Source organism: Bacillus sp. FSL W8-0920, assembly GCF_038593215.1.
Lineage (GTDB): Bacteria > Bacillota > Bacilli > Bacillales > Bacillaceae > Bacillus > Bacillus pumilus.
This window is the reverse complement of sequence record NZ_CP151974.1, coordinates 467,062-482,195: the sequence shown is the minus strand read 5'-3', so window position 1 is coordinate 482,195 and position 15,134 is coordinate 467,062. Positions and strand designations below refer to the sequence as shown.

The following is a 15,134-nucleotide window of genomic DNA, read 5'->3' as shown; positions in this document are numbered from 1 at the left end:
TATCACAATGAGTAAGCTATCATCGATCATTCTAGCGGCTTGGCTGCGTGTTCCCCGTTGGTTCAAGCAATGGGTGCTCGTATCCATTTCCATTTTCTTTTTTTATATGTGTTTTGTAAAGGGGCTGACTAGCTGGCATACCTTGCCGCCTGTCACTTTACTATCATGTGTCATCGGTTCTTTCTTCATTTGGCTGTTATGGCTAAAAGGTCAAAAAAATAAATGAAAGGGGGAAAATCATGAAAGAATCCATTAGTTATTTTGCTATCTCTTTTGTTCTGCAATGGGTTTGGTTTGGCATTGTGCACCCAAATAGAGGCGTGACACTCTTGGACATGTTCATTTTTTCTATTTTGTTTGCGGTGATGTTCTTTTTTATTCAGAAGATTTGGCGTTATCAGAAGAAAGGAAGAATTGAGTGATCATGAAATGAATCCAATGAAAAAGGCTGCCAAATAGATGGCAGCCTTTTTCTTGCTTTTTTCATGCAAATAAATAATCAATGTGTGATCTCCGTTACGGAGTGTATGAATTAAGATTCGATCATATCAGTGTGTCATATGTGTTCCGAGTGAACCTACGTTTGAAAGTAAACGCCATGGAAGTTCTGGATAACAAGACAACGAAAGCCCTACCTCTCATTCGTCCTTACGGCTCCGAAGCCGTGCCAGTGTGAATTGTAAATCAAAACGTCTTTTTTCCACTCTTCCGCTTTTATAGGGGGCGGGTGCAGAAGGAAAAGAATAAGTTTGTTCGCTTTGACAGCGTCTCGTTCTTATCTAGTAGAAGCTCTATTGCTTCTCATTATGTCATAGAAAAAAGAAAGTTTACTTTCTTTATTTATTTGCTTATTTCAACACTTAATATAAAACTATAACACATCCCCCCATCTTACGCAAGTGTTAAAGTGATAATTCAGCTGGAGTACGGTTTCCTTCATTCATGTAACGAATAGATGTTGGATCAATCTTCAGAATCACTAGGTTCGGATCATCTTTTCCTTTAAACCATTTCTCCATCTCCTCAGACCAAAGGCGGTCGATCAGTTCTGGATCATCGGTTAATGTGGCGGTACCTGCGATTTCTGCATACGTGTCACCGAATCCTTCACCTGAATAACCAATGAGAATATGGACATTCGGGTTTTTTTCAATTTCGTCTGCTTTATGTGTTTCTTTGCTCGTTGGTGTATATAATGTCAGTCCCTCATGGAAAAAAGTCATGTAGCGGGTATGCGGCTTATCCTGTTCAACGGTCGCCAGTGTTCCGACCTTTTGTTCATCTAATAGATTGAGTACCTTTTGTTTTAATTCTTCTTGTGACATATCGTTTCACTCCTTCAAATTTCATCCGTACTCTTAGGTTTCCACGACAATCCATTCATTAAACAAAGAAATGTGTTTTTCATAAAAAGAGATCTTCTGGCTGATGCTATAGAAAACAGGCTCAATGAAGGGAGAAGTTGAACATGCATCATGAAACGATGTTCCATTTAAGTTCACTTGTCATTGCGGCAGTTGTTGTGGGCATTATCGTATGGTCTGTCTCATCTGTGCAGAAAAATCGCAAGAAATACTAAACACACCGCCCAATCAGGTGGGCGGTGCGCTATTGATCATGTATTCATAAAGGAACCGCCGTTGACGTGAAGTGTTTGTCCTGTCATATAAGACGATTCGTCAGAAGCAAGCAGCACATAGCAGCCGACATGCTCTACAGGCTGTCCTGGTCTTCCCATTGGGGTTTCTGCCCCGAAGCTTTCCACACGATCCTCATCAAATGTAGATGGAATGAGCGGCGTCCAAATTGGACCTGGCGCTACACCGTTCACCCGAATCCCATCCTTCACAAGCGACTGAGCCATAGAACGCGTAAAGCCATTGATGGCGCCTTTTGTCGCCGTATAATCAATCAGCACTTTGTTGCCTCGATATGGGTTAATGGATGTTGTATTAATAATTGTACTTCCTGGTTTTAAGTAATCCAGTGCTTTCTTCGTAAAATAAAAATAGGAATAGAAGTTGGTTCTAAAGGTTTGGTGAAGCTGTTCACTAGATATATCCTGAATCCGTTCTTTCGGATGCTGTTCAGCCGCATTATTCACTAAAATATCTAATTGCCCAAAGGCTTCAACTGTTTTTTCTACCGCTTTCTCGCAAAAGACTTCGTCACCGACATCTCCTGCAATCGTTAAACATTTGACGCCTTCCTGTTCTACGCGCTTTTGCGTATCCTTTGCATCCTCATGTTCATTTAAGTACACAATGGCGACGTGTGCCCCTTCTTTTGCATAGGCAACAGATACAGCACGTCCAATTCCACTATCTCCGCCTGTAATCAGTGCGACTTTCCCTTTGAGCTTGCCAGACCCTTGATATGATTCATCCTCAAAGATCGGCGCAGGATTCATTTCCCTTTCACTGCCTGGCTGCTGATCCTGTGTTTGGCGCGGAATGCCATTTGTTAAATATTCACGTAAATCCATGTGTAAGCTCCTCCTTGATTTGTTGATGTATCCTTTCATTACCACCTCACTTTTTCACTCAAACATCCCGGTGCGGCACAGATGCGTTTTGAAAAACGGCATGTTTCAAGATGGATAAAATCGGTTACTAGATCATTAAAAAGGAGCGTTCTCACATGCTGTCAACCATTTCGAAAACCTTTAGCAAACCAAAAGGCTGGCTCGGAAGCATTGCAGGTTTCATTATGGCAAATGAAAATAAAGCACTGAATCAGTGGGCGATCCAGCATTTAGATTTGTCAGATGGTGAAAACATTTTGGAAATCGGCTATGGACCCGGCTACAGCATCAAGCATATGCTTAAGCATTATGAAGGTCTCCATATAGATGGGCTAGATGCTTCCTCGACCATGCAGGAGCAAGCACAGTCCCGCGTAAACAAACGGTCAATGGACAAACAAGTCCGGCTGTATGTAGGAAAAATCGAGAAAACACGTTTGCCGGGAAAGCAGTATGACAAAGTACTGTCTGTGAACAACTTTACGATTTGGGATGATCCAAAGACTGGCCTACTCAACCTTTATCACACGTTGAAACCCGGCGGAAAACTCGTCATTGTGATGCAGCCAAGAGAAAAAGGTGCTGATGCGAGCCGGACAAAAGAGATGGGTGAAAACATATTGAATGATTTACAGTTTGCGGGGTTTGACCATTTTTCTGTTGAGTATGAGGAAATTCGTCCAACGCTTGCTGTCTGTGTCACAGCCAAAAAGCCGAGAAGCGAATAAGCTCTCGGCTTTTTTCTTACCACTTTGCCTCTTTGACAAATTGATAGAACAGCTGATGCAATTTCTGTTCAATGTCTTCCTTTAACCCATGACCATAAAGCGTCATGCTTTCCTCACTTTCAATGATGGATGAACTGATCAGACTAAACATTTCTGACCCTTCCTTGCCTAGCTCTAGCGGCGCCAGCATCATGAGCATTCGTGACATCTGCTGCTGCCCGCCGTCCATGCTTTTGACCTCGTATGCCTGATCAAGATCATAAATATGAAAGATGGGTTCCTTGATGAACGTATGCTTTAAATGAAAAAGAGCAAATTCTGTACCAGGAATCCCTAAACCACCTTGCTGTTCACGTTCTAGTAAACCACTTGCTACCTCATCCGCATGTGTGATAAATCCTTCCTCTTCAAGCTGACGAAGCAGCTGACTGATTGTTGCCTCATGCTGCGGCATCGCCTTTCTATTGTCGATGGTGAAATGGGACAAGATGCTGCGAATCACAGACATGTAATTCGTCACCTGCTCTGCAACCGCCATCATATTAATGGATTCTTGTACCGGTTCTTTGGCAGCTTCTTTCATCCTTTTTTTCTCGATCATATAAGGAATCTTTCGTTTAATATGAGCCTTCACACGCATAGCATCATCCTCGTTTAAGAGCGGACTGACCATGATGTAATCGATATGCTCATATGGGATAGGAACGGTCGAGACAATCATGTCATAGCTTGATGCATCGATTTCTTTTAGTTCCATCAAGGAAGACAGATCAAATTCGGCGATCTCTGGCAATTCTTTTTTTAACCGAGATGCGAGCATTTTAGAGGAACCGATCCCGCTTGAGCACACGACCAATGCATGAATGTTCGTTTCTTCTTTTTTGATCTCAAGCACTGAGCCAAAGTGAAGCACAATAAAGGCGATTTCATCCTCTGGAAATTCGATCTCTGGAAAGAAACGTTCGACTCCTTCTTCAATCGCCATGAAAAGTAAAAAGTAGTCCTTTTTAATTTGTTGTGTAAGTGGATTGTAGATTCTCATCTTTTCCTTTAAACGGTTCATGGCAGGTTCAAGATGAGACACGAGTCCCTCATACAATGAATCATTCTCATTTAAATGATAGCCAGTTTTATTTGAAATAAAATCAATGAGCTTCTTCGTTCTAATCGCGATATCCAGCTCGATTTCATCAATACGGTATTCTGCCCCAAAGCTGCGGTTTGCACTGCGCAGATGGATGGTCATATATCCGACCTCTGCTTCAGGGATTTCGACATTAAACATGCGTTCAAGTGCTCTTGCGATTCGCAGTGATGATTCAAATTCTTTCGTCCGCTTTAGTTCAAGCAGCTCTTCCTCTTCCATTCGAATGGTTTCGCCAAGCTGAATCCGTTCGATAGCATAGGTTAAGTGAACGACAAGCGCAATATAGGCACTATCAGATAAAGAGAGTGACAGTCGATTTTTCAAATGAAAGAGAAGTCTTTCTACCTTGAGCAGCTGCCCTCTGCTGACAACGCCAAACACTTTTTCCGTCGCTTTCGTTCGTTGCTTGATATTCATTTCAATCGTTTCTAAAAATAATTGAATATCGAGCCGGTCGACAATGAGGTTGCCGACAATCTTTCGTTTTGCTTCCTCCGGTCCTTTTAATTCAATGCCATACCCGCGTTTTCGGATCAGCTGCAAACCGTATGGCGCGATCCACTCCGTCAGTTCATCTAAGTCATAGCTGATCGTCGCATTTGTGACCTGCAAATCGGAAGCGAGTGTATATAATTTCACCGGTTCCTTTGCTTCAAGCAGCGCACATAATATTAAGAGCTTCCGTTCATCAGAGCTATATTCAATTTGATCCTCATTTGACATATGAGCAAGAAGCCGCTGTTTATCCTCCTGTTCACCGACTGCCTTCAAGCCTTTCCCCGGCTGTTTATCTAGTGAAAGATCATAATTCTTTAATATGGGTTTAATCGATTTTAGTTCTCTATGAATCGTTCTTGTACTCACCTGAACAGAATCGGCTATCTCACGAATCGTGACATAACGATTTTGCTGAATGATGTATTTGATGATCTTCTGTTCTCGTGCCGTTATGTACATGAAATGCCTCCTTCTGCAAAAATAGGTCTATTGTCGTACCCTAATATAAAACGCTTTCAACAAAAGATGCAATCTTAAGTTGATCTGACTTTGGCACATGGGCTGTGACAAAATTAAATACAACGTCTGATCATACATTTCTCCAAAATGACGGTCCATAATCCTTTTGATGAAATTGAACCTTTTGTTCATGAAAAGGCAGTGAACCCCCAGCTTTTAAAGAATACGTCGGATTGTATATTGGAGAGCCAAAGCAATAATCCATTGTTCCTTCTTCCGGACGGAAGATGACGGTTCGCATTGTTCCAAACAGCTCCTCATAATTGTGCACAGCCAGACCATCAGGATATTCTGTCTGAAACAGCTTAACAAGAGAATCACTTGTTTGTTGTTCTTTTAATGCCTCTATTAGCATGTCATATCTGACAACAGAATGATGTTTCGTCACCCCTTTTGCTGTTTGATCAGCAATTGGATGATTTGTGGCTGCAATATAACCTTCCTCCGGTCTTCTCACCATTTTACGGCCATCAATGATTTCAATCACAGCCGCTTCTCCTTTTCGATCGGCAAGCATGAGGTGGACATTTGAGGCAACGGGCATTTCCTGAATAGAGCGAATGGCTTCCTCAACCGTTCTACAGTTTTCCAGAACGGATCGAATCACATGATACACTTGCAAGCCGGCAACTGCTGGAGGCTTTAAACCGGGTTCATTTCCAACCGGCGGACCACATGCAGAGAATGTGACAGAAAGACCATGCTCATTCATCCCATCAGATCTGCCAAACAAAAGCAGCGACGAGCCTGTATGATATGCCAAGCCCTTCACATGTGTCGTCACAAGACGCATATCATCAAATATCGGAGAGAAATCATAGTTACGCAGCATGACCGTTTGTTGACCCGTCTCCATATTTTCCTGCCTCACGCAGTGGGAACAGCCTGGCTGTAGATGAGATGAATAGAAAAAGGTCAAATAGCGCTCATCTAATTGCAGTTCATCACAAAATCCAGCAATCTCTTCTTCTAACTGAGGAAGATAAGGGCGCATCAGCTGCTTCGTTTCTTTCACAGCCTCTTTTGCAAGCGGTTCTGTTCGAATGTATTGTGTCTGTAGCCATTGCTTTTTCTTCATCCAGACAGCCTGCTGTTTTCCCACTTCATAAGCGGTTCCTGTCATTTTTTGAAAATATGCACTGATTTCCTCCATGCCTGCACACCTCTTTCGCTTTCGTTTCTTTTATCATATCGAAACCCTCCTTCATTTAAAAGGATGAAAAAAACTGCAATCCCAATGGATTACAGCTGTTTACAGGATTGTTGAAACAATGCTTTTGCCATTGCTTCATATCCTTTATGGTTCGGATGAAATTGATCAATCGATAAGTACTCATTTTCATGTCCTTCAAACCCCCGGTACACATCCACAACCTCTACATGCGGATTTGCAGCAAGCGAGCGAAGCTGATGATTGTATTGCTGAAGCCACCGCCCGGCTATAGGTATTTGCGGAAAAGGATTATATAAATTCATGAGATACACGCAATAGGGCTGCTTCTGCCCTCTTTTGATCTGAGCGATTTCTTGAATCATTTTGCTGAAATTCGCTTGGCAATGCAGCGTCGCTTGCAGCAATTTCTTTTCATCTTCACCCTTTTCATACTGCTGAATCGCTTGAACAAGGTCATTCCCACAGCCTGTGATGGTGATGATGTCAGCTGCTGCAATAGCACGCCTCACATCAGATCGTTTGAACAGCTGTAAAATCTGATCTGTTGTTAACCCTGACTTTGCAAATACAGACAGCTCGACTGGCGTATGTGTCTTTTTTTCAAGCATCCACTGATACCGCTCTGCGAAGCCTCCACCAAATAAACGTGCCCCCACTCCAACTGTTAAGGAATCTCCAATCGCAACATAGGATCGTCCCACTCTTATCCCTCACTCTCTCCTGCCTTCTCTTATATATACGAAATCGAAGAACAGATGCTTGTAGCAGATGACTTAGAGGCATTCATCTTTTTTTCATGAGATGTCTTTACAAACTCTTTACTTGCGAGATCGACTGATTTTTTGTTCAATAAGAATAGGTTGAGATCATGAAATTTGCACCTGCATGCGTTCCAGAAAAATTGACAAACTTTTTATCTTGATTTCGAGACTTTATACCTTGACTTCAAACTACATTGTGATTACAATAAAAATATCAGTTTTTATGTAACTGTGCTTGTTACATCTTTTTCGTAGCATTCCACTATGATTAAAGATGCCACATATTCAGTGTATCTTTGGGATACGCTAAAAAAATCACTGAAACAGAAAGGATTGAATGAACATGGCAAAAGTTTTATACATCACTGCACATCCGCATGATGAAACAGTTTCTTACAGTATGGCTACTGCTAAAGCATTTATCGAATCTTATAAGGAAGCAAACCCAAGTGACGAGGTTGTACATATCGATTTGTACAAAGAAAACATCCCTCACATTGATGCAGATGTATTCGCTGGCTGGGGCAAGCTGCAATCAGGTGCTGGTTTCGATACACTTTCAGCTGAAGAGCAAGCGAAAGTTGCTCGCCTAAACGAATTAAGCGATCAATTCGTTTCTGCTGACAAATATGTATTTGTTTCACCACTTTGGAACTTCTCATTCCCACCAGTTCTTAAAGCATACATCGACTCTGTTGCTGTAGCTGGTAAAACATTCAAATACACGGAGCAAGGTCCTGTTGGATTATTAACAGACAAAAAAGCTCTACACATCCAAGCACGTGGCGGATACTACACTGAAGGTCCTGCTGCTGAACTTGAAGCAGGCCACCGTTACCTTGGTACAATTGCGAGCTTCTTCGGAATTCCTTCTTTCGAAGGTCTTATCGTTGAAGGTCACAATGCTGAACCTGCGAAAGCAGAGCAAATTAAAGCAGATGCAATCGAACGTGCAAAAGCTTTAGGTAAAACTTTCTAATAAACTGAACGCGAAAAGCCAATGATCTTAACGGTCATTGGCTTTTTATTTATCTAGATGAAAGCCTAATTCTCTGGAGATACCGCTCGCGGCTTTTTTGACTTGTTCAATTAAGTATGGAAGACGTTCCTTTTGATAACCCGCTTCAAACCCAGCAATGCTAATTCCTGCTGCGACTTCCCCAAGGTGATTGAATATAGGTGCTCCAACCGCAGCTGTATAGTTTTCAAGCTCCGAATAACTTAACGTATAGCCCCGCTCATTTGATTCTTCCAGTATGTTTCGAAGAACCTCTTTATCTGTAATGGTTCCGATTCCGATTTTCCCTAGCTCAATCGAATCGATATAGGCGAGTCTCTCGTTCTCTGGCAAAAAGGAGAGAATACTTCTCGCACAAGCACCCGCATATAAAGGAGAGCGCCTGCCGACGGCGGTGTAGAGACGAACAGGCTGCGTCCCTTCAATTTTATCCACGTAAATGGCTTCGTCTCCTTCACGAACGATGAGCTGTACAGCTTCTCCCACTTCATCCCGCAAGCCTTCCATAAATGGTCTCGCAATTCTCCGAATATCAAGGCGATCCGCCACAAGCTGACCGTATTCTAGAAACATCAGTCCTAACCGATAAGCACCTGAATCTTGCTTTTCTAATAACCCCATATCGGTTAAAGAGCTCGCCATGCGGTGCACAGACGTTTTCGGCATGCTGGAAAGCTCGATCATTTCATTTAACGTTAATTGGTCACGAGCGATAAACAGCCGCAAAATCTCCATTGATTTCACGACGGTTTTATTTGTATTTTGCATGGCCATCCCCTTTTCTAAACGAATGCTTCCAGCTTGATTCTAGCAGCAAGCTCCTTCAGTTCTGCTTCTTGCTTAAATAGCGCCTGCTCCGCGTCCTGATGGTCGATTCGCTTAAAATACAAATTCGCCCCGGGCATCGGTTGTGCTATGAGCGGCAGATCGACCGTCGCAACTTCTCCAATCCGCGGGTATCCGCCTGTTGTTTGCCGATCTGCCAGCAGAATAATCGGCTGACCGTCAGGAGGAATTTGAATAGAACCAAAGGCAACCGCCTCTGAAATCAATTCAAGCTTTTCTTTTAAATGAACCGGCTCCCCCTTCAAGCGGCAGCCCATGCGATCTGATTGAGGCGTGACCTGGTAAGGCTGTTCAAAAAAGGTGTGTTGAGATGTTTCTTGAAAAAAAGAAAGGTGTCTCCCTGGCAGCACCCGAATCACGGGCGATTTCCGCAGCGGCAAAAAATGTGTATGACTTACAGTCCAATCGGGTGCGCTGTACGCCGACTGCTTCAGATTGCTTTTGAGTCTATCAGACAATCGATCCGCTACGATTAAAGGCTTTCCAATGGACAGGACGTCTCCTTTTTCAAGCGGACGTCCGTTCAGTCCACCGATTCCTGCTCTCACATAGGTGCTTTTGCTCTCCATCACCGGCTCTACATCGAATCCGCCTGCCACAGCAAAGTAAGCGCGGCAGCCTCTTTTACAAGGTCCAAAGGTGATTGTGCTTCCTGCTCGAATAAAAAGCGGCTTCCATAAAGGGGCTGGCTCTCCATCGATGTCGATCTCTACATCAGCGCCAGTCACTGCAATAAGCGCATCCTTGTGACATGTCAACACAGGACCCGGCCCCATTAATGTGATTTCCAGTACGGCTTCGTTTTCCTCGTTGCCTGTGAGAATGTTGGCAATTCTAAGCGAGAGCGCATCCATGCCGCCGCTCGTTAAGACGCCATACTTTTGATAGCCTTTCCGCCCTTTATCTTGAATGGTTGTGAACATTCCTGGCTTGATGACATGAATACTCAACGTTCTGCCTCCTTCATGCTGAAAAATTCCTTTTCAGACATTTGGACAAATCTGACCTCGTCCCCTGCTCTCAATAGACTCGGGACTTTCTCGTCTGGTCGAAAGAGTGGCAGCGGTGTTTGTCCAATGAGCTGCCAGCCGCCAGGTGTGGAAATGGGGTAAACGCCGGTCTGCTTTCCCGCAATGCCGACAGATCCTTTTGGAATGGACATTCTTGGTGTTTCCCTGCGCGGGGCTGCGATCTTTTCAGACAGCCCGCCTAAAAACGGAAACCCTGGGGCAAATCCAATCATATAGACAAGATACGTCCCTGCGGTGTGAATACGCACGACTTCTTCTGGTGTTAAATGATTGATCCGGGCGACTTCTTCTAAATCAGGACCCAGCTCTCCCCCGTAGCAGACCGGTATGTCGATGGTGCGGCGCTTAGCCTGAACCCCCTCCTGCCATTTCTCTTCAAGGAGTGTTTCAATATAGCTTTTCACCCATTCATAGGGGGACAAATCTTGTTGTTGAAGATGGGCAGATTGATAAACGGTATACGGCTCGTAGAAAACAGTCACGTTTGTAAAGGCTTGAACAGCTTCCACATATCCGGCAAATGGATGCTGTTCAATACAAGAAAACAGCTGCACAACACGCTCATGAATTTCTTCACATATATCTGCTCCTGCTTGAATAACAATCGCTGCATCTCCTAACGGGTGGAAGGTGATAGAATTTTTTATTGTTGAAAATGCCACTTGAGGACCCCTCTCTTTCTAAAGCACACCAAGCTGTTGATCTCGTTGATCTGTGATGAACATATGCCCAGGTGCATGGGTAATCGCAATGTCTGGTTTTGTATGCATGACAATGGCTTGCGGCGTCACCCCACATGCCCAAAACACCGGGACCTCTCCTTCTTTGATCACAGATGGTTCTCCAAAGTCCGGCTGATCCACATTGTCAATTCCGATCATCGCTGGGTCACCTATATGAATGGGGCCACCATGAACTGACGGGAACCTAGACGTCACTTGTACACTTCTTGTGATCTGATGCGCCGGAATGGGTCTCATGCTGACGACCATCGGGCCATGAAATGCCCCCGCCCTTTCACAAGCGATATTCGTTTGATACATCGGAACGTTATGGCCGTTTTCAATATGGCGAACAGGGATATCATTCAGCATGAGCGCATGCTCAAACGTAAAACTGCAGCCGATGAGAAAGGCAACCATATCGTCCTCCCAATAAGCAGAGATATCTGACACCTCTTCTTGAAGAATCCCTTTTCGGTAAACACGGTATTTAGGAAAGTCCGTACGAATATCCGCTTGAGGTGCAGACCGTCTCGGCACTGGATCACCCGGCTCCAGCACATCAAGCAAGGGGCATGCAGCCGGATTGCGCTGACAAAACAACAGGAAATCAAAGGCAAGTTCCTTTTTGACGATCATTAAGTTGGCTTGAGCATATCCCTCTGCTAGGCCTGCCGTTGGCCCTGTGATTTCTTTTTTACGAATCAACTCTCTGATCTGTGAAGGCTCATATGTTTGATAGATATTCATTCGATTCAGCTCCATAGTTTTGGAATTTCATTGATGATGGTATATCCGCCCATCATTGACATGATGACAACTACAAATGCGCCTGATACTGTCAAAAAGAATGGATGTCGATAATCCCCGACAATGTCTTTCTTATAAGCCGCTACCAGCAAGGTGCCAAGCGCGAGCGGTAAGATTAATGCATTGATTGCCCCAACTAATATCAATATGTTCACAGGTCTTCCGATCGTAATAAAACAAATGGTCGAGAGGGCAATAAAGCCGATGATAATGCCACGTTGATTTTGCTCAATTTTTGGCGAGAAGGTTTTAAAGAAGGAAACTGATGTATATGCTGCTCCAATGACGGACGTAATTGCCGCAGCCCACATAATAATGCCAAACATTTTATATCCGATATTTCCTGAAGCTAGTTGAAATACAGAGGCAGGCGGGTTAGATGGATCAATCTGCAAGCCTTTTGCGACAACTCCTAATGTAGCAAGAAAGAGTGCTACACGCATGATGGACGTAATGAGGACACCGAAAATAGAGCTTTTCGTCACTTGGGGCAATGCTTCCTTCCCCTTAATACCTGCATCCAGCAAGCGGTGTCCGCCAGCGAAGACGATATAGCCGCCTACTGTTCCGCCTACAAGTGTCACAATGGATAAAATATCAATTTTCTCTGGGACAAATGTTCTCACTGCCGCTTCTCCAACTGGCGGTGCTGTTGAAATCGCCACATACAGCATCAGACCAATCATGACAAAACCCGCTATCTGTGTGAAACGGTCCATCGCTTTTCCAGCCTCTTTGATCACAAAGATCAGAATAGCAATAGCAGCACTGACCCCTGCACCGATTCGCGGATCGACTCCAAAAATGACCTGAAAACCGAGACCAGCACCAGCGATATTTCCGATGTTAAAGGCAAGTCCCCCAATGACAATCAAAACGGCCAGGACATAGCCGAGACCCGGCAGAACCATATTTGCAATATCCTGCCCTCGTTTTTCTGACACAGCGATGATGCGCCATACATTGGTTTGCGCAAAAATATCTAACAAAATAGAGATGAGAATGACAAACCCAAAGCTAGCCGCCAGCTGCTGTGTAAAGACAGTCGTTTGTGTTAAAAATCCCGGTCCGATGGCGGACGTCGCCATTAAAAAGGCTGCGCCCATCAGCATAGACCGGTTCCCCTTTGGTGCCTTCGTGTGCTTGACTTCCTCTTTTTTCATGCTGTTTCCCCCTTTGATGACGATTTTTATTGAAAGGCTTTGAGATGAATGCTCGCTTCTTTTAGCTTTGATGTAATAGTTTTGGCAAATTGGAGCGCATGGATGCCGTCTCCGTGAATACAGACAGTATCCGCTTTAAGCGAAATGTCTTCCCCTTGAACGGTATGAACCTTCCCTTCTCTCACCATACGAACGACCTGCTGAACGGCCAGTTCATCGTCTTCAATGAGTGCGTGTGGTTCGCGGCGGGATGTCAGCGTCCCGTCTGATTGATAGGTCCGATCAGAAAATACTTCATGCGCCACTTGAAGACCCATTCTCTCACCTGCTATCGCAAGTTCACTGCCTGAAAGCCCGTATAATACAAGACTTGGATCGACATGATACACAGCCTTCGCAATCGATTCAGATAATTCAGTATTTTTAGCCGCCATGTTGTACAGGGCGCCGTGTGGCTTGACATGCTGCATCGTGCCGCCTTCTGCTTTGAGAAAGGCTGATAGAGCGCCAATTTGATAGACGACGAGATCATAGGCTTCCTCTGCTGAAATCGCCATTGGACGTCTGCCAAATCCGACTAAATCTTGCAGACCCGGATGTGCGCCAATTCGGACCCCTTTATCCAGTGCCATTCTGACGGTTTTTCTCATGACTGTTGGATCTCCTGCATGAAAACCACAAGCGATGTTGGCTGAGGTGACATATTCTAAAATTTGTTCATCCGAACCGATAGTATATTGACCAAAGCTTTCTCCCAAATCACAGTTGATATCTACTTGATACATAGGATCCCTCCTTGTTGTTCCGAATAACGGAACATAAAGTCCGAATATTCGAATTTATATTGATTATATCAATTTTGGATAGATTGCACATGACATTGTCAGAAAACATAACAATAGAACTAGGACATAAAAAAGCGAGAGGATATCGCCTCTCGCTTTTTCATCATGTTCTTTATTTAGACAGCACCCAATGCTGGATGGCTTTTGCTACACCGTGTTCTGTGTTAGGAGCTGTAATCCAATCAGCGGCTTCTTTCACCACTTCTTGCGCATTTCCCATCGCAATACCTAATCCGGCTTCTTGGATCATAGCCATATCATTTAGGCTGTCGCCAAGTGACATGACATTGTCCATCGTACAGCCAATGCGTTCTGCTACCTTTGCAAGAGCTGCCGCTTTGTTAATGCCAGCTGCGTTGACTTCGATATTGGTTGGACTTGAATTTGTGATTTCTAGATGCTCGTTTGTTTTCAATGTATTGAGTACTTCCTCTCGAACGTCATCATCATGAATATCAAAGCCAAATTTCAACCATTCATGGTCATGAATTCGTTCTGGGAATTCACCTCTCCACACCTTATCCACAGTGGAAGCCCAGTAATCGGTTTCGTACCTATTTTTTAGATCCCACATCATTTGGACATGATCAGGATGCAATAGATCTCGTTCGATCAGCTGGAAGTTTGAATCCCAGATTTCACTTCCGTTTGCTGTCACAAGGTAAGAAGACAGCTTAAGCGGCTCAACCAGCTCTCGGCATGTCATCAGCGTCCGCCCTGTGCTAATCACCACATGGACCCCTTTTGCTTCAGCATCTTTAATGGCTTGTTTATTTTCCTCTGGAATGACATGTTCACTGTTTAACAGCGTGCCATCCATATCAATAGCAATCAATCGGATGTCTTTCTTATCAGTTTGTATGGACAAATTGAGTACCCCACTTTGTATCATTTTTTTTAACTATCTTTATTTTAATATAAAGAGGGAGATGGCACAAAGGGACGAGTTTGATCCCATAGAAAAAAGACCTTGTTACAGGTCTCTTCGCATTGGCTTAGCGTTCACATGCAATCCCGTCTTTATCACGGTCAAGTCGCTTATTTTTTTGATAAAGTGCTTTTGACACATACGGCTTGTACTTTGTTTTGCCGCCTTTGTTTTTCGTGTTTTTGCTTTTCGCTACGCCGCCTTTATAGACTTTGTTCAGCGCTTTGCAGTTTTTGTAGGACTTGACTGTTTTTGCATCTGCAGTGTGGGTGTCGACTTGTGTAACGCTTAGTAAAAGACCTAAGGACAAGACAGCCACCATGATTTTTTTCAACATGTAGAATCCCCCTATTTTTTCTATTTTTACATTTTTATCATATGTCACCACTTTTTGTTTTTCAAGACTATCGAGCTAAATAT

General features: G+C 43.8%; 17 protein-coding genes. 4 read left to right on the top strand and 13 right to left on the bottom strand.

The features are described 5' to 3' along the window. Positions 1 to 7: 7 nt before the first annotated feature. Positions 8 to 226 (top strand): hypothetical protein, encoded by a 219-nt coding sequence (locus NSS78_RS02340; protein WP_137055625.1) that lies wholly within the window; start codon positions 8 to 10, stop codon positions 224 to 226. A 13-nt stretch (positions 227 to 239) separates the two neighbouring features. Further along, a complete protein-coding gene (locus NSS78_RS02335; RefSeq protein ID WP_212046390.1) occupies positions 240 to 422 on the top strand; it encodes a hypothetical protein in 183 nt (60 codons plus the stop codon). Between the two features lie 480 nt (positions 423 to 902). On the opposite strand, the gene NSS78_RS02330 is transcribed toward NSS78_RS02335, so the two are convergent. Next, on the bottom strand, positions 903 to 1,325 hold the full coding sequence (locus tag NSS78_RS02330) for a pyridoxamine 5'-phosphate oxidase family protein (RefSeq protein ID WP_003213986.1): 423 nt from the start codon (positions 1,323 to 1,325) through the stop codon (positions 903 to 905). Positions 1,326 to 1,615: 290 nt separating this feature from the next. Continuing rightward, the gene (locus NSS78_RS02325) at positions 1,616 to 2,485 is read right to left on the bottom strand and encodes an SDR family oxidoreductase (RefSeq protein WP_212046389.1); all 870 of its coding nucleotides are present in this window, start codon (positions 2,483 to 2,485) and stop codon (positions 1,616 to 1,618) included. Positions 2,486 to 2,640: 155 nt separating this feature from the next. On the opposite strand from NSS78_RS02325, the gene NSS78_RS02320 reads away from it, so the two are divergent. Next, a complete protein-coding gene (locus tag NSS78_RS02320) occupies positions 2,641 to 3,252 on the top strand; it encodes a class I SAM-dependent methyltransferase (protein ID WP_212046388.1) in 612 nt (203 codons plus the stop codon). 16 nt (positions 3,253 to 3,268) lie between these two features. Here the strand turns inward: NSS78_RS02320 and NSS78_RS02315 are convergent, their stop codons facing one another. The 3 genes from NSS78_RS02315 to NSS78_RS02305 all read right to left on the bottom strand — a co-directional run bounded on the left by NSS78_RS02315 (position 3,269) and on the right by NSS78_RS02305 (position 7,291). Beyond that, positions 3,269 to 5,356, bottom strand: a complete 2,088-nt coding sequence (locus NSS78_RS02315; RefSeq protein WP_212046387.1) for a BglG family transcription antiterminator — start codon at positions 5,354 to 5,356, stop codon at positions 3,269 to 3,271. 130 nt (positions 5,357 to 5,486) lie between these two features. Further along, complete coding sequence (locus NSS78_RS02310) at positions 5,487 to 6,569, bottom strand: C45 family peptidase (RefSeq protein ID WP_212046386.1); 1,083 nt, start codon at positions 6,567 to 6,569, stop codon at positions 5,487 to 5,489. An 89-nt stretch (positions 6,570 to 6,658) separates the two neighbouring features. Beyond that, positions 6,659 to 7,291 (bottom strand): GDSL-type esterase/lipase family protein, encoded by a 633-nt coding sequence (locus NSS78_RS02305; protein ID WP_212046385.1) that lies wholly within the window; start codon positions 7,289 to 7,291, stop codon positions 6,659 to 6,661. Positions 7,292 to 7,694: 403 nt separating this feature from the next. On the opposite strand from NSS78_RS02305, the gene NSS78_RS02300 reads away from it, so the two are divergent. After that, positions 7,695 to 8,330: an FMN-dependent NADH-azoreductase gene (locus tag NSS78_RS02300; RefSeq protein ID WP_003214444.1), complete on the top strand. Its 636-nt coding sequence runs from the start codon at positions 7,695 to 7,697 to the stop codon at positions 8,328 to 8,330. A gap of 45 nt (positions 8,331 to 8,375) precedes the next feature. Here the strand turns inward: NSS78_RS02300 and NSS78_RS02295 are convergent, their stop codons facing one another. The 8 genes from NSS78_RS02295 to NSS78_RS02260 form a co-directional block, all read right to left on the bottom strand. Then, positions 8,376 to 9,137 carry an IclR family transcriptional regulator gene (locus tag NSS78_RS02295; RefSeq protein ID WP_050945516.1) on the bottom strand — a complete coding sequence of 254 codons (762 nt, stop codon included), beginning with the start codon at positions 9,135 to 9,137 and terminating at the stop codon, positions 8,376 to 8,378. Positions 9,138 to 9,151: 14 nt separating this feature from the next. Then, a complete protein-coding gene (locus NSS78_RS02290; RefSeq protein ID WP_212046384.1) occupies positions 9,152 to 10,165 on the bottom strand; it encodes a biotin-dependent carboxyltransferase family protein in 1,014 nt (337 codons plus the stop codon). Next, complete coding sequence (gene pxpB / locus NSS78_RS02285; RefSeq protein WP_212046383.1) at positions 10,162 to 10,908, bottom strand: 5-oxoprolinase subunit PxpB; 747 nt, start codon at positions 10,906 to 10,908, stop codon at positions 10,162 to 10,164. Before pxpB ends, NSS78_RS02290 begins: the two co-directional genes overlap by 4 nt. 18 nt (positions 10,909 to 10,926) lie before the next feature. Beyond that, complete coding sequence (locus NSS78_RS02280) at positions 10,927 to 11,718, bottom strand: putative hydro-lyase (RefSeq protein ID WP_212046382.1); 792 nt, start codon at positions 11,716 to 11,718, stop codon at positions 10,927 to 10,929. A 5-nt stretch (positions 11,719 to 11,723) separates the two neighbouring features. Beyond that, positions 11,724 to 12,941 (bottom strand): NRAMP family divalent metal transporter, encoded by a 1,218-nt coding sequence (locus NSS78_RS02275; protein WP_212046381.1) that lies wholly within the window; start codon positions 12,939 to 12,941, stop codon positions 11,724 to 11,726. Positions 12,942 to 12,967: 26 nt separating this feature from the next. Further along, complete coding sequence (locus NSS78_RS02270; protein ID WP_003214363.1) at positions 12,968 to 13,726, bottom strand: 5-oxoprolinase subunit PxpA; 759 nt, start codon at positions 13,724 to 13,726, stop codon at positions 12,968 to 12,970. A gap of 172 nt (positions 13,727 to 13,898) precedes the next feature. After that, entirely contained in the window at positions 13,899 to 14,654 is a 756-nt protein-coding gene (locus NSS78_RS02265; RefSeq protein ID WP_137055615.1) for a Cof-type HAD-IIB family hydrolase, read from the bottom strand. Positions 14,655 to 14,781: 127 nt separating this feature from the next. Continuing rightward, on the bottom strand, positions 14,782 to 15,051 hold the full coding sequence (locus tag NSS78_RS02260) for an excalibur calcium-binding domain-containing protein (protein ID WP_003214076.1): 270 nt from the start codon (positions 15,049 to 15,051) through the stop codon (positions 14,782 to 14,784). Between the last annotated feature and the right edge of the window lie 83 nt (positions 15,052 to 15,134).